The sequence below is a fragment of the Aeoliella fuhlenseeensis genome, assembly GCF_052161615.1.
Classification (GTDB): Bacteria; Planctomycetota; Planctomycetia; order Pirellulales; family Lacipirellulaceae; genus Aeoliella.
Map to the genome: position 1 here is coordinate 4783128 of NZ_CP197417.1, position 22749 is coordinate 4805876.

At 59.5% G+C, this 22749-nt stretch carries 21 protein-coding genes and 1 tRNA gene; 11 read left to right on the forward strand and 11 right to left on the reverse strand.

Annotated features, from left to right (window positions below):
* Positions 1–175 precede the first annotated feature (175 nt).
* From SH292x_RS18680 to SH292x_RS18730, 11 genes are all read left to right on the forward strand, one after another.
* A tRNA-Pro gene (locus SH292x_RS18680) sits at positions 176–250 on the forward strand.
* Positions 251–496: 246 nt separating this feature from the next.
* Positions 497–1585 (forward strand): substrate-binding domain-containing protein, encoded by a 1089-nt coding sequence (locus tag SH292x_RS18685; protein WP_442482538.1) that lies wholly within the window; start codon positions 497–499, stop codon positions 1583–1585.
* A gap of 181 nt (positions 1586–1766) precedes the next feature.
* The gene (locus tag SH292x_RS18690) at positions 1767–1940 is read left to right on the forward strand and encodes a hypothetical protein (protein WP_442482539.1); all 174 of its coding nucleotides are present in this window, start codon (positions 1767–1769) and stop codon (positions 1938–1940) included.
* 21 nt (positions 1941–1961) lie between these two features.
* A complete protein-coding gene (locus SH292x_RS18695) occupies positions 1962–3560 on the forward strand; it encodes a dockerin type I domain-containing protein (RefSeq protein WP_442482540.1) in 1599 nt (532 codons plus the stop codon).
* 47 nt (positions 3561–3607) lie between these two features.
* Positions 3608–5098, forward strand: a complete 1491-nt coding sequence (locus SH292x_RS18700; RefSeq protein ID WP_442482541.1) for a hypothetical protein — start codon at positions 3608–3610, stop codon at positions 5096–5098.
* A gap of 95 nt (positions 5099–5193) precedes the next feature.
* Positions 5194–6171: a DUF1559 family PulG-like putative transporter gene (locus SH292x_RS18705; protein ID WP_442482542.1), complete on the forward strand. Its 978-nt coding sequence runs from the start codon at positions 5194–5196 to the stop codon at positions 6169–6171.
* Between the two features lie 66 nt (positions 6172–6237).
* Positions 6238–6648: a carboxypeptidase regulatory-like domain-containing protein gene (locus SH292x_RS18710; RefSeq protein ID WP_442482543.1), complete on the forward strand. Its 411-nt coding sequence runs from the start codon at positions 6238–6240 to the stop codon at positions 6646–6648.
* An 18-nt stretch (positions 6649–6666) separates the two neighbouring features.
* Positions 6667–7959 (forward strand): Gfo/Idh/MocA family protein, encoded by a 1293-nt coding sequence (locus SH292x_RS18715; protein WP_442482544.1) that lies wholly within the window; start codon positions 6667–6669, stop codon positions 7957–7959.
* 35 nt (positions 7960–7994) lie between these two features.
* Complete coding sequence (locus SH292x_RS18720) at positions 7995–8930, forward strand: sugar phosphate isomerase/epimerase family protein (RefSeq protein WP_442482545.1); 936 nt, start codon at positions 7995–7997, stop codon at positions 8928–8930.
* Positions 8931–8973: 43 nt separating this feature from the next.
* Positions 8974–10350 carry a hypothetical protein gene (locus SH292x_RS18725; RefSeq protein ID WP_442482546.1) on the forward strand — a complete coding sequence of 459 codons (1377 nt, stop codon included), beginning with the start codon at positions 8974–8976 and terminating at the stop codon, positions 10348–10350.
* Between the two features lie 111 nt (positions 10351–10461).
* Positions 10462–11535: a GntR family transcriptional regulator gene (locus tag SH292x_RS18730; protein WP_442482547.1), complete on the forward strand. Its 1074-nt coding sequence runs from the start codon at positions 10462–10464 to the stop codon at positions 11533–11535.
* A gap of 142 nt (positions 11536–11677) precedes the next feature.
* Here SH292x_RS18730 and SH292x_RS18735 read toward each other — a convergent pair whose 3' ends face one another.
* The 11 genes from SH292x_RS18735 to SH292x_RS18785 form a co-directional block, all read right to left on the reverse strand.
* A complete protein-coding gene (locus SH292x_RS18735) occupies positions 11678–11887 on the reverse strand; it encodes a hypothetical protein (protein WP_442482548.1) in 210 nt (69 codons plus the stop codon).
* A 19-nt stretch (positions 11888–11906) separates the two neighbouring features.
* Positions 11907–12215, reverse strand: a complete 309-nt coding sequence (locus SH292x_RS18740) for a hypothetical protein (RefSeq protein WP_442482549.1) — start codon at positions 12213–12215, stop codon at positions 11907–11909.
* A 96-nt stretch (positions 12216–12311) separates the two neighbouring features.
* Entirely contained in the window at positions 12312–14126 is a 1815-nt protein-coding gene (locus SH292x_RS18745; protein ID WP_442482550.1) for a PQQ-dependent sugar dehydrogenase, read from the reverse strand.
* Positions 14127–14394: 268 nt separating this feature from the next.
* On the reverse strand, positions 14395–15540 hold the full coding sequence (locus SH292x_RS18750) for a PEP-CTERM sorting domain-containing protein (protein WP_442482551.1): 1146 nt from the start codon (positions 15538–15540) through the stop codon (positions 14395–14397).
* 52 nt (positions 15541–15592) lie between these two features.
* A complete protein-coding gene (locus SH292x_RS18755) occupies positions 15593–16591 on the reverse strand; it encodes a dockerin type I domain-containing protein (RefSeq protein WP_442482552.1) in 999 nt (332 codons plus the stop codon).
* Positions 16592–16626: 35 nt separating this feature from the next.
* Positions 16627–17733, reverse strand: a complete 1107-nt coding sequence (locus tag SH292x_RS18760) for a LamG-like jellyroll fold domain-containing protein (protein WP_442482553.1) — start codon at positions 17731–17733, stop codon at positions 16627–16629.
* A 104-nt stretch (positions 17734–17837) separates the two neighbouring features.
* A complete protein-coding gene (locus SH292x_RS18765) occupies positions 17838–18710 on the reverse strand; it encodes a LamG-like jellyroll fold domain-containing protein (protein WP_442482554.1) in 873 nt (290 codons plus the stop codon).
* Between the two features lie 149 nt (positions 18711–18859).
* Positions 18860–19306 carry a hypothetical protein gene (locus tag SH292x_RS18770; RefSeq protein ID WP_442482555.1) on the reverse strand — a complete coding sequence of 149 codons (447 nt, stop codon included), beginning with the start codon at positions 19304–19306 and terminating at the stop codon, positions 18860–18862.
* The gene (locus SH292x_RS18775) at positions 19299–20246 is read right to left on the reverse strand and encodes a DUF1559 family PulG-like putative transporter (protein WP_442482556.1); all 948 of its coding nucleotides are present in this window, start codon (positions 20244–20246) and stop codon (positions 19299–19301) included. The genes SH292x_RS18770 and SH292x_RS18775 overlap by 8 nt, the downstream gene beginning before the upstream one ends.
* Before the next feature lie 22 nt (positions 20247–20268).
* A complete protein-coding gene (locus SH292x_RS18780; RefSeq protein ID WP_442482557.1) occupies positions 20269–22014 on the reverse strand; it encodes a LamG domain-containing protein in 1746 nt (581 codons plus the stop codon).
* On the reverse strand, positions 22007–22555 hold the full coding sequence (locus tag SH292x_RS18785; protein WP_442482558.1) for a sigma-70 family RNA polymerase sigma factor: 549 nt from the start codon (positions 22553–22555) through the stop codon (positions 22007–22009). The genes SH292x_RS18780 and SH292x_RS18785 overlap by 8 nt, the downstream gene beginning before the upstream one ends.
* Positions 22556–22749 lie beyond the last annotated feature (194 nt).

The window sequence follows — 22749 nt, forward strand, 5'->3', positions numbered from 1 at the left end:
TCGGGAGTTGGCCGCAGAAAACAGGGTGTTTCGAGTGATTTCTGCATGCTTGCCGAACCTCGGTACGGGCTCGCCGGTCTTCACCTTCATACTCGCTAACCGGGCCTCAGGCTGTATAGCGGCATTCCCAATTGCCGATTCCGCCGAGGGCGGTTACCATGACGAATTCTGATTGCGGGGCGTAGCTCAGCCTGGCTAGAGCGCGGCGTTTGGGACGCTGAGGTCGCATGTTCGAATCATGTCGCCCCGACTTAAGGACATTCTACCGTTGGTAGAGTGTCCTTTTTTTGTGCCCGCTTCGTGGGCGAAAGCGCCCCGACGCCCTGCCCCTCCCTGCCTCGGCAGTGCGAAACCCCTTCATTTTCAGACACTTTATAAAAATCTCCTATTAACAATATTATTCTCTTTACTTCGGAACTAAATAGAGTTAGCATGTTTCGAAGTAGCCCGAATGTCCTTTCGGCTTGCTGGTTCCGTTGCAGTGGAGCTCTCTTGCATGCCCGCTTTAAAGAGCAAGACGCTAAGGATTGTCGATCTGGCAGATCGGCTGATTTCCGACATTGAGTCGAAACAGCTTCAGCCGGGGGATCCCTACCTCACCACCGCCGCGGCCTCGAAGCTGCTAGGGGTGGGAAGTGGGGTTGCCAATCGCGCGCTGCAGTTGCTGGAGCGTCGTAGCATTGTCGTCCGGCAACAACGACTTGGTGCGTTCATCGCCAACCTGCCAAGCGACACACCTTCGCCGCCGCTAGAGCGAGTGCATTTTCTAGTTCATCCGATGTACCTCACCGCCGAGGGAGTTGGCAGCGACCTTGTGCTACTGGGGATGCAGGAAGAGCTACCAGGCGTGCGCGTCCAAATTAGTTTTCTGCCGGGCGAGAACGTCGTTCGGTACGTCGAAGGGTTGTTCGACCAAGCGTCATCAGCGATCTCGTCCGATGGGTTCATCCTGGTTCGTGCGCCGTACGAAGTGCAGGAATTGGCCAGCCATCGTGGTGTGCCGGCCGTTGTGTACGGTGGCATTTACCCGGGTATCGAACGACTGCTGAAGATCGATCGCGATATGGCAGCGGTGGGCGAGTTGGCTGCCGACTTCCTGCTGAAACGCGGCCACGAGCGATTCGTTCTGCTCGGGCGACAGTCGGCGCTGCCCGGCGACCACGACACCCTGGACGCTATTCAAACCAAACTTAGCGAGCGAGGCCTGCTCGCGAATGCATTGTGCGAACGATTGGTACCAGCGGCGGATGCCGCCGGCGAAGCGGTGGTCGATCGGCTGCTCGACTCCGATAACCCACCAACGGCAATCGTATGCCGTGCGAAGCGGATGGCCGATGGTGTCGTTCGCTCGCTCGCGAAACGGGGGATGCGGATTTATCGGGATGTGGATGTCGTCGTTTGCGACTACTACCTCGGTGCCGCCCAAGTGGCGGACTACGTTTACCCCCGCCCCTTATTTTCGCTGGAAGAACAAGGTAGGCGGATCGCCCGACTGTTGGTGAGAGCGGCGATGGGAGTGAACTGCGAAAGCGAGATCATCCCCGTTGAGCTGGACGAACGGGCGGCCCAACAAGGTTGCAGATAGCGTTCCCGTGTCCCCCGCGCAGAGCGCGGGTCGACGCGGCATGTGTCCCCGGCGGATACGGACGCTCGGGGGAATAGCGATGCTCGGCTTGTGTGTCTGAAATGTCGGTTTCTTCTCTCGCAACCTGCGTGGGAGGGCGGTCCATTGCGGTAGTGACTCGGCGAAACGCAGATCGCCAACGATGGTCTCCGTTGCAGCTCGCGAATGCCTGCTGCAAACCATCCACGGGACGTTTGGAGCCATGAACGTGTTGACGATCCGCAACCCGGCCATCGCTCGAAAATCGCCCTACTCCAAAGAAGGCGAATCCGAGCGACCAACCAACGAATACAGCTTGTGGCGGTACTCTTCTTGAAAACTCTTCTGGAGAAGAATCATGTTAACTCAACGAACTAGCAGGATAGCGGCGGCGCTACTTGGCCTCCTAGCTACCGCGGGTGTGACCCGCGAGGCGTCGGCCGATCTCGTACTCCACCTCGATCCGAACGTGCTCTCTACGCAATACGGTGCGTTGGGACAGACGCCGGTGGCCGGCATTGGATCGGGCGTTCGCTGGATCACCGACGCGCGATCCACCACGCCGGGCGGACTTGCGTACGACGACTGGATCGATGCGGAAGCAAACGCCGACAATCCGATTCTCGTTGCCCACCCAACACAGGGCAGCGTCTGGAGTCTCGACGGTTCAGCCCAGCGGATGCTGATGCGCCGCGACGATACCCTGCTGAGCAGCCAGGGTCGGCAAGATGGTTTTGGTGCGGCTTACGATACGAACACGCTGACTACCATCGTGGTGGGGCGCATTGGTACCGGAGGAACCGGCGTCGACTATCTATTCGACATGGCGGAAGGTGGCTTCAACAACGGGTACGGCCTGCGCTACAACCACGACACCCTTACGCTTCAAGGTTACGCCGACCAGACAGAGAACACCTCGATCGATCTGCCTGTCAACGAGTGGTTCGTGGCTAGGTACGTGTGGAACGGCGCCGCGAGCACCGCTACGCTGACGGTCGACACGGCGGCCGGCATCAATACGGTTACCAACAACGCGGCGAGCAGCGCCGCACTCGCTACCGTCAGCGAGATGCGATTAGGCACCCGCACCCTATCGGGCTCCACCGCCACGCGGTTCCTCGGCAACTTGGGCGACTTGATGATCTACAACGACGCGGTCGACCACACCGCCGTTGCTACTGAGCTCGCCGAGCAGTACATCCATGGCCCACAGCTCGTCATCAATCGCGATACCGGCACAGCGTCGTTCGTGCGGCCCTCGGGCGGCGATCTGACGAACGTGGTTGGCTATACCATCCATTCCCCATCAGGAACTCTGACCCCCACCGGTTGGCTCTCGATCGCCAACAACTACGATTCTCAAAGCCCCGGCCCGGATCAGTTGGATCCCAACAACGTGTGGCTGACAACTTCCGCCCCAACCAGCCGCACCGAACTCTCGGAAGAAGCAAGCACCAGCCTTGGCGGCGCGGCCAATGGCGCAACGTTCGTTGTCGACGACCCTACCGACTTCGGCACCATTTGGACTTCGTACTACCAGGAAGATGTCACCATCGAACTGCAGTTCGACAACGGTAGCTCGCGAACCGTGAAGGCGATATTCGAAGGGAACAACGGGCAGGCCTTCCAGTACGGCGACTTGAACTTTGACGGGCTGGTCAACGCGCAGGATTTCCTGGACGTCTTTCGCACGAACTACGGGGCCGACACGTCTTCGCTCGAATTCGGCCCCGAACGGTACGTCCTCGGCGACATGAACGAAGACGGAGCCATTACGTACTCCGACTTTTTCCGCCTCAAGAACGCGATCATCGCGGCGACCCCCGAAGACGTGTCACTCCTAACGTTCCACGGACACCAGGTGCCTGAGCCTGGGTCGTTTTCTCTACTCGCCCTTGCCGTAGCTGTGGGCGTGGTTGGCAGTCGAAGGCTAATGCGTCCGCAAGTGGCACGCTAGCGACATCTCGTTTCCTCTCTTCCTGACTGCACACTTGGAGCTACCCAATGTTTACTCTCCGACTCATTCATACCGCAACGGCATACCTAACCCTGGCAGCACTGTTGCTTCTGAGCAGCAGTGCGAATGCTGACCTCGCCATTCACTTCGATCCCAACATTCTCCCTTCGCAGTATGGCCCGCTCGGGCAAGAGCCGGCCGCGCTGTACGAGAACAGTCGATGGATTACCGACGTTCGCTCGACAACTCCGGGTGGCTTGGCTTTCGACGACTTTGTGGATGCCGAAGGCAACGCCGACAGCCCTGTGATCCTTCCTCACCCGACGCAGGGTGCCGTTTGGAATTTCAATGGCACGTCGCAACGCCTGATTGCCCGGCGCGACGATACCGTCGTCACCTTGATTGGCAACCAAGATGGCTTCGGAGGGGCGCTGGATACGAATACGCTCACCACCATTGTGGCGGGACGAATCCAACCAGGTGCCACGGGGACTCGGTTCCTCTTCGACATGGTATCGGACTTCGCCGATTTTGCGTACGGCCTCCAGTACAGCTACGACACCAATCAGTTGCTCGGCTTCGCCAATCAATCGACCAATGCGGCGGTGAATCTACCGGTCGACGAGTGGTTCGTGGCCACCTACGCGTGGAACGGAGCTGCCAGCACCGCCAGCCTCTCCGTACAAACCCAATCGGGAACCGTGAGCAATACGGCGAGCGCGTCGAGTAATGCGCTGTTGGGGACCGCCGATCTCCGCATCGGACGCCGCTCCGATTTTGCAACCGGCACCTACTTCGCGGGCAACATGGGCGATTTTATGATCTTCAACGACGTGAACGACCACAGCACCATTGCCGCGGAGTTGGCGACGGAGTACTTCAGCGGACCTGCGCTTGAACTCGTCGTCGATCTCAACACCGAGGCGTTTCTGGTCAACAACAGCAACAACGGCATCTACATCGACGGCTATCGTATCGCCAGCCAACAGGGGTCGTTGGCTCCTGCCAATTGGACAAGCCTGGAGAACAGTGGTTTCGACACCAATCTCTGGTTTGAGCTCGGTTCCACCGCGTCAGAACTCAGCGAAGGGGTACTCGCGCTCGCCTCGTTCATTCCCGCCGGGGCCAGCATTCCGCTTGGGGACTTGTTCAACACTTCGGTGAACGTACGCGACTTGGTATTCGACTACCACATTGCGGGCGCAGATCCCGAGACTTACATCGAGGGCGAAGTGACCTATATCGATGCCGAGGGGTTGCCAGGCGACTTCAACAGCGACGGCAAGGTGAACCTCGCCGACTACACCGTATGGCGCGACAACCTCGGCAGTAACTCGCCCTTGGCGAACGACGACAACCTGGGAACTCCCGTCGGTGCCACGCATTACCAGCTGTGGAAAACGAACTTTGGCAGCAGTTCGCCCGGTGCCCTATCGGCCGGGTCCGCAGCGGTCCCAGAGCCCACTACCTGCGCGATGCTCTTAATGGGTTCGCTATCTACGTTCGTTGTTCGCCGTCGAATGGTCGCGAATCGCTAGCTCCATTGGGGACTGCTTGGGTTCACCCCCGCGCAGGTCGCGGGCAGCGGATCTGCCGGGGGTGAACGTCCAACCAACTTTGCAAGGGACTTGTCATGCAATCTCGTCACAAACCACTAGGGTTCACCCTCGTCGAGCTCTTGGTCGTCATCGCCATCATCGGAATCCTCGTCGCCCTGCTGCTACCGGCTGTGCAGGCGGCTCGCGAAGCCGCGCGACGTTCGCAGTGCACCAACAATCTCAAACAAATTGGCCTAGCGGCGCTAAACTACGAAAGCAGCCGGCGCACGCTTCCTCCAGGAAGCCGAACCGCGGACAACAACTACCTGGGGCCTTACTACGCCACGTGGTCTGTAGAGATTCTCCCCTACATGGAGCTGCAGTCACTGCAAGACATTTGGGATCCCACGGTCGACTTTGGTGCACCCACCAACAAGGCATTACGTGAGACTACGGTCGAGGCCTACCTTTGTCCCACCAGCAAACCCGAAGCGCGGATGATCGTACCCGACACCGGCTCGAAGGAGCTGTGGGCCGTGAGTTCTTACAAGGCCAACTCGGGACGCGCACGCGGATCCAGTTCCATCGAGTACTGGGATGAGCCTCGCGTGGATGACGTAGCAAAAACTCGCATGCCCACCAGTTGGCAAGGCCCCATGCATGTTACCATCGAGCCCAGGGTCGGATACCAACGCAAACGTGCGGAGTTGGTGCCGGTGAAGTTGCGAAAGATCAGCGACGGTCTCTCCAACACGCTGCTCGTCGGAGAGTACGCCACCGCCAGTCGACCGGATCGAAACGCATTTTGGGCCTACGCCTACTCGTCGTATAATCAATCGGGCGGATTTCGAGAAAGCCGCACTCTGCTGGCCGACTACGACCGTTGCCTCGCGATCGGTGGGGGCGGGCAGGACACTTGCAAGCGAGGGTGGGGTAGCTTCCACCCGGGAGTGATTCAGTTCGTCCTCTGCGATGGATCGGTAACGACGATTGACGAGTACATCAGTATGGATGTGTTCGTCGCCGCGACCACGATTCAAGACGGAGAGCTAGAAACATTGGCTCAACAATGATCCGCTGCGTCTGGAACCGACAAGCGAACCTTTTACACCAGAGCGAATGGACTACGGAGGAGTACAGTGCGGTGCCTTCTTGCTGTGATCACAGTTCTATCCCTGACGGGGTGTTCGCGCACGGACACATTCCCACTTGGGTCGGTATCCGGCACGGTGACGCTCGATGGCAAGCCATTGCCAGACGCCTTCGTGAATTTCCAGCCCGTGGGCGGGCCGGGGTCCACCGCCATCACCGACGATCAGGGACGGTATTCGCTCAACACCATCGATGGCGAGCCCGGCGCGGTCATTGGCTTGCATAAGGTGACCATCTACTCGGCCCACAGCACCGAAGCGGCCTCGGAAGATGAATCGATCGTACGTACACCCAAAGAAATAATCCCCGACAAATACAACTACGACTCGAAGCTGACCTTTGAAGTCCCGGCGGGCGGAACCAGTTCTGCCGACTGGGCGCTACGCACTTCGTCCTGAATTGAGAGATCCTTTGATATGAAACGGCGAGATTTCTTGCTCACCTCGGCTTCTGCGATAGCGCTCCCGGCCGCGACGGGCTTCGCTCAAACCGATCAGCGATCCAAGCCACGGCACAAAGTCGAGCGGCTGGGTATTGGCGTTATCGGCTTGCGCTACCAGGGTTCGGTGGTGTGCCGAAAGGCCGAGGCCCACGGCGACGTCGTTGCTGTATGCGACGTCGACAGCAACGTGCTCGATCAAGCCAAGTCGTCTTTCGGCGAACGCCCACCCAGTTTCACCGATTATCGCGACCTTTTAAAGCGGAAAGACGTGGACGTGGTGATTATCGCCACGCCAGATCACTGGCATGCCAAGATGCTGATCGACGCTTGCCGTGCGGGGAAAGACGTGTACGTCGAGAAGCCACTGACTCTCACCGTCGACGAAGGCAAGATCATCCGCAAGGTCGCGAAGGAGACTGGCCGGATCATTCAGGTGGGATCCTGGCAAAGAAGTGACGAACACTACCGGCTTGCGGTGGAAATGGTCCGCGCCGGACGACTTGGAAAGCTGGAACGGGTGGAGATCGCGCTGGCAAAGAACAGAGTAGGCGGCCCCTTCCCCGTGTACCCCGTGCCGCGCGCCCTCGACTGGGATCGATGGCAGGGACAAACACCGGATGTTCCCTACATCGAGCAGCGGGCTCACTTCAACTTTCGCTGGTGGTACGAGTACGCCGGCGGAAAGATGACCGATTGGGGGGCTCATCACATCGACATTGGGCAATGGGCCATCGACTCTGACCCGGTCGAAGTGCATGGCGAGGCCAACCTACCCAAGGTGGGTAGCGACAGCTTTAACGTAGCGATTGACTTCCACGCGTGGTATCGCTTCGCGAATGGCGTGGAGATGACCGTAAGCGACACCGGCCGTAATGGCGTGATGTTCATTGGATCGAAGGGGCGGATGTTTGCCAACCGCGGCGTCATCGCGGGGAAGGCCGTGGAGGAACTCAACGACAAGCCCATGCGTCGAGACGAGTTTCAGCTGTACGACTTCGATAACGACGACCGTCCCGCGCGGACGGGTAAGATGGAGGCGATCATCAATCACGTTGGCAACTTCTTCGACTGCGTCATCGCTGGCAAAACTCCGATCTCCGACGTCGAAAGCCAGAATCGAAGCGCCAACACCTGCCATATCGCCAACATCAGCATGCGGCTCGGGCGGCCGTTGAAATGGGACCCGACCAACGAAGAGTTTGTTGGCGACGACGAGGCCAACGGAATGCTCAGTCGCGAGCAGCGTCGCGGTTACGAAGTGGTCTAATTGCGGGTCGACATAGGTAATCGGTAGGGATGGCTATGAAACAGGTAGCGTCTTACGTACTCGATCGACGTCATTTTCTATCGGCGGCCGCGGCGACATTGGCCATGGGACCGCTGCGCGACGTTCGCGCTGCGGAAGTCCCCGATCGTTTTGAGCTCAAGTACTTGCTGGCCTCGTGCATGTACGGATACGCGGACCTCGCGGATATACTGCCCGAAGTGAAGCGTACAGGCTCCACCGCCATCGACATCTGGCCCATGAAGCATGGGAATCAGCGTGAGCAGATTGACGCGATGGGCGAGGATCGCTTCGTTGAAGTGCTAGCCGAGCACGGTGTATCACTCGGAAGCTTCTCGCGATTCCACACCGAGATGGACGCACTTCACGACGAGATGCGTCTATGCAAACGGCTAAATTGTCCGCTATTGGTCACGGCGGCGCAGGGTCTGCCAGACATCGCAGATAACAGTGTGAAAGGGCACCTGCGGCACTTCTTCGAGACGATGAAACCGCATATCGCAGTGGCCGAGGAGAATGGCGTTACAATCGCCCTCGAAAACCACCGCGGCAATCCAATCGACTCGCCCGAGTCGATTAAATGGTTCGCAGAACTGCGTCCTAGCGAATCTCTCACGCTCGCCTACTCGCCGTACCACCTGCAGCTAACGGCCGAGCAGCACGCCGCCCTGCTGCGCAACGCGGGGCATGCCGTGGGGTTGTTCTACGCGTGGCAGCATGGCAAGGGGTCGAAGACGAAACTTCCTCGCGAACAACAACTCCTCCAGATGCCCGGCCGCGGCGAACTGGACTTCACGCCTATTGTTCAGGCTCTGCGTTCGATTCGGTACCAAGGGTGGACGGAGATCTTCATGCACCCATTCCCCCGCGGGAAGCCCATCGCAGCAACGACCGCTGGCGTGACATCAGAGATCAACCGCGCCAGAACCTACTTGAACAACTGCCTTTATTAGTCCGCTTGAGCTAACCCCAACACCTGAAACCCACGAAGCCTCCATGACCACCCAAACGACCTCTGCAATATCCGCGTTCCGGTTGTCGCAACTCTGGAGTGCTCAGCGCCGCATGGCGATGTCGAGCATCGTGGTTGGATGGTTGCTTGCTGGGGTCCTCCTCGGCTGCGCAGTGGACGCGTCTGCACAACCAGCCCCCCTCGAAGGAACGCTGTCCCTGGAGGAGCTTCGGGCTGCACGAGATGAGGTGAAGCATCGGCAGCGTCGCATCATCGTGAACAACGACGGCAACGATGAGCTGGAGGCCCCCTACACGCCGGAGCGCTTTCTTGAGTCACGCACGGCAGGTCTCGCAGACACCCAAGTCGACAGCATTTTCTACTGCTCAGGTATTCCTATGCTTTATACCCACCGCAGCAGTATTGCGGAGCGAATGGGTGTGGGCAAGCACCAGGATGTGCCGGGGAAGCACTGGGTCGGGCCGCTCGATGCGCTCGGCACCGATTCGCTGGAAATCGTTAGCGACTGGTGCCGTCGCCATGATCGCGAAGTCTTCTGGTCGATGCGGATGAACGATCGCCACGACTCTTCGAAACAATGGACCTACTTGGTAACGGATTGGAAGCGAGAGAATCCAGAACTGCTGATGGGCACGCAGGAAGCGGGCCTCCCGCCGCACTTCGAGCGTGGCAAAGGAAGCTGGTCGTTCATGCGGTACGACCAGCCCGAGGTACGCGAGATCGTGTTCCAGCTCTTCGAAGAAGTGTGCAACAACTACGATGTCGATGGAATCGAGCTCGACTTCTGGCGCCACCCCGCATTCTTCATCGAGCCACTAGAAGGCAAACCGGTTCCACAAGAGAAGATGGACGAAATGACCGAGCTCGTCCGACGCATCCGCCGCATGACCGAGGAAGTTGGGATTCGTAAGGGCAAACCCATCCTCGTTGCCATTCGCATCCCCGACTCGATCGACTATTGCAGGGCGATGGGGTTGGACGTGGGACGTTGGCTCGACGAAGACCTCGTTGATCTAGCAACGGGGGCCGACTACTTCAAACTCGAACCTTGGGAAGAGTTCGCGAGGATGGGAGAGAAGTACGACATCCCCGTCTATGCCTGCTTCGAAGCGAGGCGGCTTCGAGGCAGTAAAGATGTAGACGTAGAAGTGGACATCAAAGTGTGGCGAGGAGAAGCCTACAACGCTTGGAAGGCGGGAATCGACGGCATCTATCTGATGAACCGCTTTGATCCACATGATCCCATGCTCAATGAGCTGGGCGATCCGAAGTTGCTCGAGACCTTACCGAGAACCGACCAAACATCGTACTACCACCCTGACGCGACCTTTAAGCCACAGGATTTTGTGCCGGACGGACTGAAATACCTAAAGCGCCCGGCGGCAGAAGAACCACACTAAGAGCTTCAGTAGAGTGAAGGCTGCGTGCGAATGCCGCGCGTTGGATCGAGCAGGTGACCAAAGAAGTACCCGGTGGTGAGTTCAATTTCTGATTCGGAAATGTAGATTGCCTTGAACACAACGACTCCTAAGATCATTGCGCTCGCCGAAGAGTTGGCCACCGACATCCGCGAAAGAAATCTCCAACCGGGCGATCGCTACCTCACGACGGCGGACGCATCGCTGATGCTGGGGGTGGGCAAGGCAACCGCCAACCGCGCTCTGCAGCTCCTAGAGCGACGCAAGTTGATTAGCCGTCGCCAAAGACAAGGAGCATTCATCGCACTCCCCTCCGACGAGCAGCCGGCACCCGAACTGCGGAAGGTACACTTCCTGGTGCAGCAAGACTATTTGGTCGCCGAGGGCATAGGCAACGACCAACTGCTACTGGGGATGCAAGAGGAACTGCCAGGAGCGTCGGTTCAGATCAGTTTCCTGCCTCGCACGAACCCCGATGTCGCGGTGAAACGGCTCATTGACGAATCTTTCTCGAAGAAGTCCACCGAAGGGTTCGTTCTGGTGAGCGTGCCGTTTGAGGTTCAGCAGCTTGTTAGCCAGTTCCAGGTGCCTGCCGTGGTCTACGGGCAGTTGCATCCCGGCGTTGAAAATCTGAACCGATTCTCACGCGACCAGCACGCCATTGGTCAACTCGCCACCGAGTTTCTACTTTCGCGAGGTCATGAGCGAATCGCCGACATCAACCGGCAGCTCGTCCTGCCCGGCGATCACCCCACGATGGACGCCATTCGGTTCGCGGTCGACACAGCACGGCTGCCGGTGGGGGCGCTGGTACAACGTTTCCTGCCCTGTGCGGCGTCGGTTTACCGCGCCGAAGTCTTGCGGCTGTTGCAATTGAAAACCCCGGTGACGGGATTTATTTTCCGCTCGCGGACCATGGTTGGCGTGGCAGTCGAACTATTGACCGAAATGGGCCTCGAGCTTTACCGGGACGTAGACATCGTGCTTTGCGATTACTACTTGCACCCCAACCAGAAGCCGCAGTACGTCTACTCCCGCCCCGCCTACAATTCGGAAGAACAAGGCAGGAGGATCGGCGCTCTCTTACGGGCTCAAACTCGTGGCGATGCTGTCGAGAGCGAGATCATTCCCATGCTTCTCGATACAAGCGTGCTGGACGCAAATTGACCCAACAGCGCCATAGCGAGAAAGGCCCGCACCCTACGATGGTTTCACCGCCACGCTATTGAAGAATGGCGTCGCTACCCACCTTCGCCGTAGATACCACAGCGAAGGTGGGTGTGACGTGTATTGCCATCGACGGACGATCCTACCCGACGATCGTGTAGAGGATGCCTATCACCGGAGGGCCGATCAGGAAGGCGATAACCACCAGGGTGCCCCAGCGGTCGTTTTCTTCTTCGAGTTGTGGATTCTTAGTGTCTTGTTTGGTGTTCATAGATTGCCTTGCAATCGAAAGAACGCCGAGCGCACCGGAGGCGCAGGCGATGGAAAGGAAGAATCGCGGCAGAAGGCGCATTGCACGCCAAAGCGATTCATCAAATCCGCAGCAAGACATGCTGCGATTGCAAAGTGAAGTGCACGGCAGGAGGTCGCGGCATCGAGACCCGCTCTGCTGGCAGCCAGTCTATCGAATCCCCCGTGGTCACAACCAAGACGTCGGCAAACGCCGACTTGAGCAGAGCTGGTTGGTCCACGGGCGTAGGGAGACCAAGTTCGCATGCGCCGGTACCTGTCGAGGTCGACGCATTGAAGGCTGGTTCGTGCGGAGTCGAATACTGCACCCACGCGGGGCTATGTAATCCCACGCTCACGATCAACAGGATGGCAATAAGCACGCTCCGCATACCCTCGATTCTCGCACGCCCCGAGGGTTCGGTCCAGGCCGGTGGGGTGGGCGACGGGGAGAATCCCTCTTTCGGCTTTGCGGATTGTGGCCGGTTTTAACGCCTTCTGCGGAATCGGCCCGCTAACAGTAGCGCCGCAAAAACCACTGCCACCGAGCTCGGTTCGGGGACCTGCGCGCTGCTGGCCCCTCCCAAATCGGTTCGGTTCTGCTGCCACAGGGCGAAGTCCTTGAGGTCGATCACGCCATCCGCCACCACGTCGCCGAGCGACCCTGGCGTGACGGGCGGGCCGCCGATGCGGCTGGCGATCTCCGAATAGTCGTCCATGTCCACTAGGCCGTCGCCGTTCGTGTCGCCAGGCATGAACTCAGGGTACAGAAGCGTCGCCGTGTAGATATACCCATTACGCTTGTTGAGGAGGAACAACGTCCCATCAGGCCCCATGCCGAAGCGAAGATCGGTACGGCCCAAACCATCGAAGTTAGGGTCGTCGTTCACAATGTCGAGGAACGACGTCTTCGCGATGCTCGGCGTCTCGGGGTTGTTGTCGTGATCGAACTGAATGGCGACCGTCTTGATCTCGGCGGGAGCGATGTTCTCGAGTCCCGCCATGCCATCGGTCACCGCCGCCAGGGCATCGCTGACCGACACCACCATCGGCAGGCTGTTGTTGTTCGTGAAGTCGTCGAAGATAAACTGCCCGCCATGGATGCCCGCGTTCAGCACGTAGCCCCCGGCGATGGCGTGCGAGTTGGGCTCGGCGTGGCCGTACTGGGCGACGGGATAGATGGTCGAGTCGGTGCCGGTTGGCGTATTGCCCGAAGGATAGTTGACGGTCCCTTCGCGATCGTTCCACCCGTAGTTGCCACCCTTCACGACCAAGTCGATTTCGTCGACGCGATCGGCACCGATGTCGGTGACGAAGATCAGCGGTGCGTCGCCAGCGTTTGCACCGGGCGAGAACGCGATGGTGTGCTGATCGCGGAAGCCGTAGGCGAAGACCTCGTCGAGCATCTGTTCGCTCGCACCAATGAAGGGGTTGGTCGAAGGGACCGAGTAAGGGTTGGCGCCATCGGCCAGCGGATTCACGCGAACCACCTTGCCCAGGGCATCGTCAGGTTCTAGTCCCGTCCCCATGCTGAAGGCCCCGCCGTCGGGATGCAGAACGTACAGCAGGCCGTAGTCTTCGTCACCCGGTACGGCCAGCGGATTGAAGGAAGCTTCCTTGATCGGATGCTGGGCCGAGGGAGTGGCGACGCGATAGACTTCACGCGGGCTAGTGAAGCCCGTCACTTCCCCCGAAGTGCCGAAGGTGGCGGTCCACTCGACCACGCTGCCATCGACGCGTGCGGCCCCGTTGCCATTGTTCTGTAGGGCTGGATTCACGGGGCCGAGGTACGTCACGCCTGGCGTAGCGCTGGCGCGAGAAACCGATTGGGTGGTGAACGCTTTACCGTAGCCGGGCATGCCGACTTGATCGAACTCGGGGTGGAACGAGAGGCTGCGCACGCCACCTTGTTCGTTGTGCCAGTTCGAACCACGGGGTAGCGTGAAGAAGTCGCTGACATCCACCAGCGGCGCGCCGCCATTCTCAATCGTGCCGTCTGCCGAGACGCGGTAGATTAGTCCCTCGCTCGTCGCATCGCCGTACTCTCCGGCGTTGATGACGAACAGGTCCGTCGAACCCGGCGCGTAGCTCAGCGAGTTCAGCCGAGGCCGCGAGCCATTGGAGTTATTGGGAAACGGCCCGGCGAATTTGCGGACATCCAGCGTAAACGCCGACTGAGCGAACGTCGCCGACGAGTCGATAACCCAGTTCCCATTGGCGTCGCGAACGATCGGCGTCGGCGTGGCCTCCACGGTGATGGGGAGCATCACGCAGGCGAGCGTGGCAAGGGCAATAATTCTCAAGGTGCAACTCACAGAGGGCCTCTTCAACGTGGAGGGCGGCATCCCGTTCCGGCAGGAATAAAGCGCGCCCGCAGATCAAGGTGTGGGAAGAATGCTGCAGAAAGGACCTTGGTGCCCCGAGTCACCCACGCGAAAGTGTCGCTGCCCTCCGCGGCCAAAGGCCGCGGACTTTACACTCTCGCTGCGAGCACACCCACCCACTACCGGACCGCACCAGACATGCGGCCGGCAAATCGGCTGGGCACCAAGGTTGTAGCAACGCGTACGACTAACGCCGGCGGGCGACGAACCCAACCGTGGCCAGTAGCGACAGGAGCACCACGGTGGAGGGCTCGGGAACTTGGGCCGACGAAACCGCGGCCACGCTGCCAGCGGAGGAACCGAAGTTCGACTTCCACACGCCATAGTCACCCGCGTCGATGCTGTTATTGTTGTTGCCATCGGCCGCCAAGTTCGTGGTCGAGCCGAGCGTGTCTCGCCAGACGGTGTAGTCGGCCAGATTCACAAAGCCATCGCCGTTGTAGTCGCCCACAAGGCCACCGCCACCCACGTACCGAATGGCACCGGCAAACCCGTTGCCTGCGGTGTCGGAGGTGAGCAAGAACGAGAACGCGAGGTCCTCGGTACCGCCGGCGTTGAAGGCGGTGCCCAGGTCGAAGCTTGCGCCGCCGTTGATGGTCAAGGGTGCCAAAGGATTGCCCGTCGAATTGTTCATGCTCGACAACTCGGCAAGAGCGTTGGGAGTGCCGACGTTCTTCTGCCAATTGGCGACGGTGTCACTCAGCCCGTTCCAGTCTGTGTTCAGCGAACCCGCCTCGGACGTAATCGTGTAGGCTTCGATCTGCACCGCGACGGACGACTCGTTCTTCAGGGTGATGTTGCCCGAAGAACGGTCGACGTCGAGTACCAGGTTGTTGAAGATCGGATTCGAGTAGTTCACCACGGCGTCGACGATCGCCGAGTTGGCGTCGGCGTCGGTGTACTGGAACGTCAGGTCCCGGTACTCGTTGCCGAAACCCACGCGGGTTTGGGCAGCGCCGATGGCCGCGCCGCTGGTAGTAAAGGCGCCACCAAGGCTTTGCTTGGCACCTGGGGCGAGACTGAGCACGTTGTTCGCGTTGGTTTCAAGCAGCCGCTCATTGGTAGGAAAATTGGTAGCGAGCCAGCCGTTGCCAACGGAGGTTTGCAGCTTGGTCCAGCCATTGGCATTGAGCAAACCGTCGCCATTGGTAGCAACGTTCTGTAGCGAGCGAAGGTCGTAGCTGTTGAGATTGACCGTAGCGGTATCGCTCGTGTTGTGAATCTCCACCAAGCCGGTTGCTTGATCCACGTTGAGCACGACTTGGGCGAACCCGGGCGAACTCATCGCCAGGAGGGCCGCCGCGGCGGAAAGGAATGTAAGACGCTTAATCATTGGTGATATCCCAAGTACTTCATGAGATGAATGGAAGGTGAAGAGCGGTCGACTACTTTCGTCGACGACCTGCATAGGCGAGGCCCACAACAAGAGCGGCCAAGCAGAGCGACGTTGGCTCGGGCACGGCGCTCGAGCTCACGCCACCGGTGAGGTCGGTGCGATTTTGCTGCCACAGGCGGAAGTCGCGGAGGTCGACGACGCCATCGCCGAACACGTCGCCCAGCGAGCCGGGCGTGACGGCCGGGCCGCCGATGCGGCTGGCGATCTCGGCGTAGTCGGCCATGTTGACCTGGCCATCGTTGTTGGTGTCGCCCGAGAGCCCGGCGACCTGATAGCCAACGCCATCGAACCAGACGCGAGTTCCCTCGGTAATCTTGCGAATGGACACTTGCACCTCGCCACTCGCCGACACGGTCATCGAACCAATGTTGGCGGCGAACAGATCGAGGTCGGTACCACCGGGATTCGTACGGGTCTGGTCGTTGCCAAAACCGGGCTTGAGGCCAATGGTATAAAACTCACCCGGATGCGACACAACGTACTCGCTGGTGGTGTTGACACTGGCGAGATTGGCGAACGGCAGCTCCGCCGCTTCATAGACCGGGCCCGTCGCGTTGTTGAGGTCGGCGTTGCTGTAATTCGTGAACGCTTCAACTGGCGCATCGGGGCCAGAGAGGGCGGCATCCAGTTGCCAGCCGCTGGTGCCAGCGGCACCTTCCCAGAAGAAGGCGTAGAAGTTGTAGGTGGTGCCAGGAGTTAAACCTGGGATCGTCATCACCAATTCTGCAGGGTTCGTGCCGTTCGCCCCCGCACCCACGCCACTAATAAACTGGTAAACATCGCCGCCGATGCCGTTGTCACGCACCACCCAATCGTCGAAACCGACGTTGTAGTTGGTGACCATGTTCCCCGTGGTACGTTCGGTGGGATCGCCCACCATGTTCGGCCCCAGCGAATCGGCGTCGACGTAGGTGATGGGCTTCAGAGCAAACGCGCTGGAGCCGACAAGCAGCACGAGCGCTGTAGTAGCAAGTATTCGAAAGGTCATCGAAGTGCCTCCTGGCAAATGGTGTGTCGGATGAACTAGTGGGTGGCGCTACGAGCAAAGCGTCCGCGTGCGACCGACGCCACGACTCCCAGCGCAAACAGGCTCATCACGATCGTCGATGGCTCAGGTACGGCCTGCGCGCCAGCCGCCGCCACGATGGCAGGGAAGTTATCTTGGAAGAAGCGAAGATCGCGGAAATCGATCACGCCGTCGTTGCCGACGATGTCGGCGCCCAGGCCACGAGGTAGACCCGAGTAGCCCAGGTTGTCGCGAAGCAGGTTGAAGTCGGCGACGTCGACCGTGCCATCGTCATTGGTATCGCCTGGAATCGAAGGACCGATGTCCTCGAGCGTCAGGCCAGGGTTCTGAAACAACCGCGAGATGTCCCGTGCCGACGTGGCACTGCTGTAGAGCTGCAGGTCGTCGATCACGCCACCAAAGGCATCGGTGATTCCTTGTCGATATAGCCGTCCGACGAGCAAACCATTGAGTGCAGGAAATGCCCCGTACTTGGCAGCATTCGTTTCCGTAGCGGCGAGCACGCCATCGACGTAGAAACTTCCCGTGTCCGTCTCGGTATCCACCGTGAGCGCGATGTGATGGAACTCGCCGGTCGTAATGACCGGTCCAGTGATGTCGCCGATGGTGGCAGCCGTCCCCGTGTTCGGCCGATTGCGACCATAAACGGCACCCAAGGCCGCCGCGTCGCCGCGAATGCCCGAGTCGATGTACGAATTGTTATTGGCATTACTGCCCAGAGACACCGCGACGTTACGGTTGCCGCTGTTCACGCCCGACTCGACCTTCATCCAGTAAGTCATCGTGATCTGGCCGCTGGCCGCGATCGGATCGAGTACCCCCGCCGCGTTGCCCGCGGCGCCCATGTTGATCATGCCCGCGTCCGTATTGATGCGCGGCAATTGAACCGCGGTGCCGTCGACACCGGCAACCCCCAGAACGACGCTCGCTCCAACGGTGCCGTTGCCACCGTTGGCGGCCACCGTGTTGGCAGTGGTCGCAGAACCGGCGACTTCGTCGAACTTGTAGTGCGCGACCAGCACGGCTTGGGATACCGACGACCAACCAGTGGTCACTGCGGCACATAACAAAAGAAGCCGGGTTGGCTTGTAACTCCAAAACATCTCGTTCACTCCAAGTTGAGAGACACGGACCATGAATCGATTCACGTACTGCTTGATTCAAAAAAGCGAGCGAGGGAAACGCTCCCCCGCTCGCTTACGATTACTTAACTAGCCACCTTGCGACGGCACGCCACGACCGCTAGGCCCACGGCAATGAGCACGACGCCGGCTGGCTCGGGAACGGCCTGGCCAGGATTCGCAAACAGCCACTGCACTTCGCGGGCGGTGAGGGCCTGATCGTAAAGCTGCAAGTCGTCGATCACACCGCCAAAGGGATCGGCGTTGCTGCTCCGATACAGACGCCCGACCAGGAATCCATTGAAGCCTGGGAATGCACCGTATTTGGCGGCGCTCGTTTCGGTGTTGACCATCGCGCCGTCGACGTACAACGTGCCCACGTCGGCCAAGGTATCGACCGTTAGTGCGATATGATGAAACTGGTCGTTGGTCACGACCGGACCGGCCATATCACCAATATTCGGTGCCGTGGACTGGTTGGCGCGGTTGCGACCGTAGACGGCTCCCACGAAGCCGGTGTCGCCCCGCACGCCGGAGTCGACGTACGAGTTGTTATTGGCGTTGCTACCAATCGACACGGCAACACTGCGGGGTGAAGTGTTCACGCCGGCAGCGCTCTTTAGCCAGTAGGAGATGGTGACCTGCCCACTCGCGGTGATCTTGTTCAAAATATCCGCTGCATTCCCCGCCGCCCCCATGTTGATCATGCCGGCGTCGGAGTTGATGCGGGGAAGTTGAACCGCGGTTCCATCGACACCCGCGACCCCCAAGACGACGCTCGCCCCTACGACGCCGTTGCCCCCATTGTCTGTTACTTCATTCACCACGGTGGAAGATCCCACGGGCTCATCAAACTTGTAGTGCGCAATAATCGCACCGGGTGCCGAGGACGACACCGCGAGGCCCAGTAGTGTGCAGCCCCCCAACATCCAGCGCTGCAAGTCACAGTAGCTCATCATTACTCCCACCTTTCCACATTAGCTCAAACCCGGAACTGAAAAGATCACAGAAGATAGACACAGAAAAGCAAACACTCGCTCCGCTGCCACGCCCTGTGCGCGCAGCATCTCCCCGAACAGCGCACGAAAGTTTTCGAACGCCGCTAAAACTAGGTATCTGACTCGATGAACGGCTTACCGCCGTCCCATGTCAGGTTGATTTCCACATCGCTCGTCGGCTTGTCTATCTCGACCGTGATGCCCGACGTCTTGTGGCTGGTGTACTTCTTAGGCGCATGCCACCTTGCGCTGGTTTCGCTGACCGCTTCGCGGGCCATTACTTCTACATTGTGGGTTCCGATCAACACACCATCGCCCGGCTTGTACGATGAAAGGGTGAACCGGCCCTCCGAATCAATATCTCCTGATGCACTGCGTCCCTCGGTGGGAACGAACGTGATGAATCCCGTGGTTACTGGTACGCCATCGATCTTGACGACGCCGGACACCGGCACTCGCTGCGCGCGTCCGTCACTGCATCCCGCAGCAACTGCTGCCACCATGGCCAGCAGAGCACACGTGACGCTACGCTGCCGCATGAAGTTCGAGTTACTCATTTGGGAGAATCTCCCCACCGGCGATCGTGCTCAGGTAGCGGTACGAGTCGGTGTTGATGTCGTCGGTCATGAAGCTGACGCTGCCATCGCCATAGGCGAAATTCGCGCCGCCAGGATGTCGGCTGGCGAAGGCGCCGTTGGCATTTGCGGTGCCCCCACTACTTACACGCAGGCCCATGCCGGTGATCGTGTTGAGGGGATTGCCTGTATTGCGGAGCGTGTCGGCATGTCGAGCGGCGAACGACCAGATGTTCGACCCGGCTCTCGTGTGCGTATCGATCACTTCGCCGACGAAGATCGTATTGGAAAGCCCATCGGATACTTGCCGAAGAGGTACCGGATAGCCATAGACGAATGGACCGTTGTTTTGACACTTCACTTCCGGCCGAAACGTTTCCGGCGGGCCAAACGAGCCCGAAACGAGGGCGTAGCTTCCCGTCGCCGGCTTCAGGCCATTGCGAATCGGGCCGGTGTCGGGGTCTTCGTGCAGCGGCAGCGACTCGTCGCTGGGGCAAACATATACATCGGGGCGAGCTTCGGGCAGGCTTTCGCGACCCGCTACGCGGTGCCAGTTGTTGCCCGTGTTGTCGGACATCCAGATGTAGGGAGTCTTCTCGAACTGGTAGAGGTCGAACAATGCACCTTGCTCCAGGAAGGGCAAGATTAACACGAAGCCACTCACGCGGTGGAACCGCAGCGGGCTCGTTGATGCCGGGCCACGGACGCAGTTGTCGTAGAACGGCGTGCCGGGTGGCAGCTTCTTGTTGGTGTCCTCGTAGTTGAGGATGGCGAGTGCAATGTTCTTTTGATTGTTGGTGCACTGCGACCGCCGCGCGGCTTCGCGTGCGGCTTGAACGGCCGGCAATAGCAGCGCGACCAAGATGCCAATGATCGCGATCACCACCAGCAGTTCCACCAGCGTGAAGCCCTGCGGGTGCAATTCGTTTCGAGTTCTGTTCCACCTAGTAAACACTTACAGTCCCTTTCACGGTTGCGACGGCGCGGTAGTGCGCTTCGATTTCGTCGGGGTCGAGCGTGCGGTCGTAAATCGCCAACTCGTCGAGCTGACCGAAGAACATCCGCTCGTGCCGGGCGTCCGACATCTGCCCCACCAGGGCATGCAGCCCCGCCACTTGTGGTCGCCATCCACGCATTTGCCCCAGGCGTTCTCCATTGACGTACAGGCGCATCAAGTCCTGCTCCTTGGTGCACACCACGTGCTGCCACTCGCGGATAGCGTGGGTATGGTTTGCAAACAACTGAAACCCACCTACACTTCCCGAAGGACTGCGGTGAAGGAACCGCAGCTTCTGTGGTCGCATCACGTGGTCGTCACCGCTGTACCCGCCAAACTCCACCAGCAGGCCATGGTTCGATCGATCGCGCGGGACGACGTTTTTAGCCTGCTTGCCCAATTCGGGAACTAAAAACGCGACCAGCGTAGCGGTCTGAAAATGGCTAGGGTTCACCCAAAACTCGACGGCATAGTCGCCGGGAATGTCATCCGTAATCGGCTCGGCAGTCGATAGGTACCTCGAGCCAACGTCGTCCACGAAAAAGTCGAGGTGACGGTTACCGGGCAGGCCCTTGAGGCGGATGTCGCCCGTTTGCTTCAGGTGAAACTTGTCCTGCATCTGATTGCGGAACTCGCCCTGCTCGAGCTTCTCGAAGTCCCAATAAGCGATCGGCTCCGACTTCTTCACCGCCGACGTGTACGCCGAGGTGACGAGCAAGTTGCCGCCGCGAATGAGTCCATCGGAGTCGAACAACCCAGGGTTTGCCTCGCCACGTTCGGCCTCGGTCACCACACCTTGCGACGAAACGATCGAGCACGATTCGCCCGCGGGAATCTGGACCACTCCGCTTTCGCTGATGAAATCAATCCTGCTCGAGTCCCACAGGCCTTCCAAAGTGCCATAACCTTGAAGCATGTGCACCTCGCTGCGGTTGTCGAGCGACGACACCCCAACCTTCGCCCCCGCCGAAAGATGCAGCCGCGACAAAGGCAGGTCGAGCGTAATCCCACGCGAGGACGGCGATGCGGTGAGGTCGACTAGCATGTTGCCATAGCGCAGAATCGGCAGGCCCTCGGCACTCAGCACCACGGCGGCGGGGCCTTCGAGCTGCACCTCGGCGTTCCAGTCGTCCGATTCGATCTTCAGCAGTGCAAAACCTTCGAGCAACTCGACCACTTCGCCATCGCGAAGCGGGGTGTTCGCACCATCAATCGCGCGGCGACCAGCACCCCAAACGCAATTCGAAAGTCGCGTGACGTGAACGCGTTGCCCCTGATCTTCCGCGGGCGAAGCCATAGGCAACCCTGCATTCGCGACCAGGCCATCTACTCCTCCGCCGGACATCCACGATCCGAGGGTCAGGCCAATCAGAAGCATCGCGGCGAGAGATCCAACACCGATCGCCGTTGGGTAGTTCCAGGACGTGGTTGCTGATGCGGTGGGAGCTTTACCACGCGGCGAATCGGCAAGCACGGGGCGAGCCTTTCCGCTTGCGGCCAGGCCAACGCTCTCGGTCAGGCAGCGATCGAGGATTGCTTGATCCTGCGCAACGCTGGCCACCAGCTCTTGTAGCCGCTCGTCGCCGGCAAGGCGGGCGAACAGTTCCGCTTCTTCATCCGCCGAGGCTTGGCCATCGCAGACCACGAGCCACTGCCGCAGGAATTCGTACTCTTCGCGTTCTTGCTTATCCATTTGCACCCCCTAAACTCCGCTGCACGCACTGGTGCAAGCTGCGATGGATGGTCGACAGCAGGCGATACACCCGAGCCGAGGACATTCCCTGCATCTTCGCAATCTCTCCGACGCTGTATTTGTGGTAATAACGCGACTGAATGAGCCGCACGTCCGCGGGGCTCAGCTTCTCGACGCACTCCAAGAGCGCCTCACGCCGATCGTCCGCCGAACGTGCCGCATCGAGCGCCTTCTCCGATAGCGCTTCGATGAGCGCGGCATCCGGGGCGTTGCCACGGCGGTAGCGCGAGTGGTGCGTCATTGTCTTGTAGCGGGCGATGGTACAACTCCACGCCAAGAAGTCGCTCCCCTCTTCGAAGGTCTGCCACTTGCGCAGCAGCACCACGTTGGTCTCTTGAAAGATGTCGTCCGCGTCGTGCTGATTGGCGGTTAGGGCCAGAATGAACCCGTAAAGCGCGCTGGAATGCTTCGACAGCAGGCGCACGAAGCGATCCTGTGCTTGCTGATCCACGTCGATCGATTCGCCTTGTTCCAACGACATAGTAATGCTTCTGACGAGGCCATCAGGCGCTACCGACACAATTCCCGGCGCAACCCAAAAGTGAAAAGGCCGATTGCGGTTAGCCCGCAATCCAACACAAGCGAGTGAGCCCTGTCATAGAAGTATTTGCGAGGCGACCGTTATTTTTCAGAAATTCTTAAGATTCCTGTAGAATAGTCGGAAGGTCGCAAAAA

What these genes read in the sequence shown, in the direction of transcription:
- SH292x_RS18685 (WP_442482538.1), top strand. Translation starts at nt 497, where the DNA reads ATGCCCGCTTTAAAGAGCAAGACGCTAAGGATTGTCGATCTGGCAGAT.
- SH292x_RS18690 (WP_442482539.1), top strand. Translation starts at nt 1,767, where the DNA reads ATGGTCTCCGTTGCAGCTCGCGAATGCCTGCTGCAAACCATCCACGGG.
- SH292x_RS18695 (WP_442482540.1), top strand. Translation starts at nt 1,962, where the DNA reads ATGTTAACTCAACGAACTAGCAGGATAGCGGCGGCGCTACTTGGCCTC.
- SH292x_RS18700 (WP_442482541.1), top strand. Translation starts at nt 3,608, where the DNA reads ATGTTTACTCTCCGACTCATTCATACCGCAACGGCATACCTAACCCTG.
- SH292x_RS18705 (WP_442482542.1), top strand. Translation starts at nt 5,194, where the DNA reads ATGCAATCTCGTCACAAACCACTAGGGTTCACCCTCGTCGAGCTCTTG.
- SH292x_RS18715 (WP_442482544.1), top strand. Translation starts at nt 6,667, where the DNA reads ATGAAACGGCGAGATTTCTTGCTCACCTCGGCTTCTGCGATAGCGCTC.
- SH292x_RS18720 (WP_442482545.1), top strand. Translation starts at nt 7,995, where the DNA reads ATGAAACAGGTAGCGTCTTACGTACTCGATCGACGTCATTTTCTATCG.
- SH292x_RS18725 (WP_442482546.1), top strand. Translation starts at nt 8,974, where the DNA reads ATGACCACCCAAACGACCTCTGCAATATCCGCGTTCCGGTTGTCGCAA.
- SH292x_RS18735 (WP_442482548.1), bottom strand. Translation starts at nt 11,887, where the DNA reads ATGCGCCTTCTGCCGCGATTCTTCCTTTCCATCGCCTGCGCCTCCGGT.
- SH292x_RS18740 (WP_442482549.1), bottom strand. Translation starts at nt 12,215, where the DNA reads ATGCGGAGCGTGCTTATTGCCATCCTGTTGATCGTGAGCGTGGGATTA.
- SH292x_RS18750 (WP_442482551.1), bottom strand. Translation starts at nt 15,540, where the DNA reads ATGATTAAGCGTCTTACATTCCTTTCCGCCGCGGCGGCCCTCCTGGCG.
- SH292x_RS18755 (WP_442482552.1), bottom strand. Translation starts at nt 16,591, where the DNA reads ATGACCTTTCGAATACTTGCTACTACAGCGCTCGTGCTGCTTGTCGGC.
- SH292x_RS18760 (WP_442482553.1), bottom strand. Translation starts at nt 17,733, where the DNA reads ATGTTTTGGAGTTACAAGCCAACCCGGCTTCTTTTGTTATGTGCCGCA.
- SH292x_RS18765 (WP_442482554.1), bottom strand. Translation starts at nt 18,710, where the DNA reads ATGATGAGCTACTGTGACTTGCAGCGCTGGATGTTGGGGGGCTGCACA.
- SH292x_RS18770 (WP_442482555.1), bottom strand. Translation starts at nt 19,306, where the DNA reads ATGAGTAACTCGAACTTCATGCGGCAGCGTAGCGTCACGTGTGCTCTG.
- SH292x_RS18780 (WP_442482557.1), bottom strand. Translation starts at nt 22,014, where the DNA reads ATGGATAAGCAAGAACGCGAAGAGTACGAATTCCTGCGGCAGTGGCTC.
- SH292x_RS18785 (WP_442482558.1), bottom strand. Translation starts at nt 22,555, where the DNA reads ATGTCGTTGGAACAAGGCGAATCGATCGACGTGGATCAGCAAGCACAG.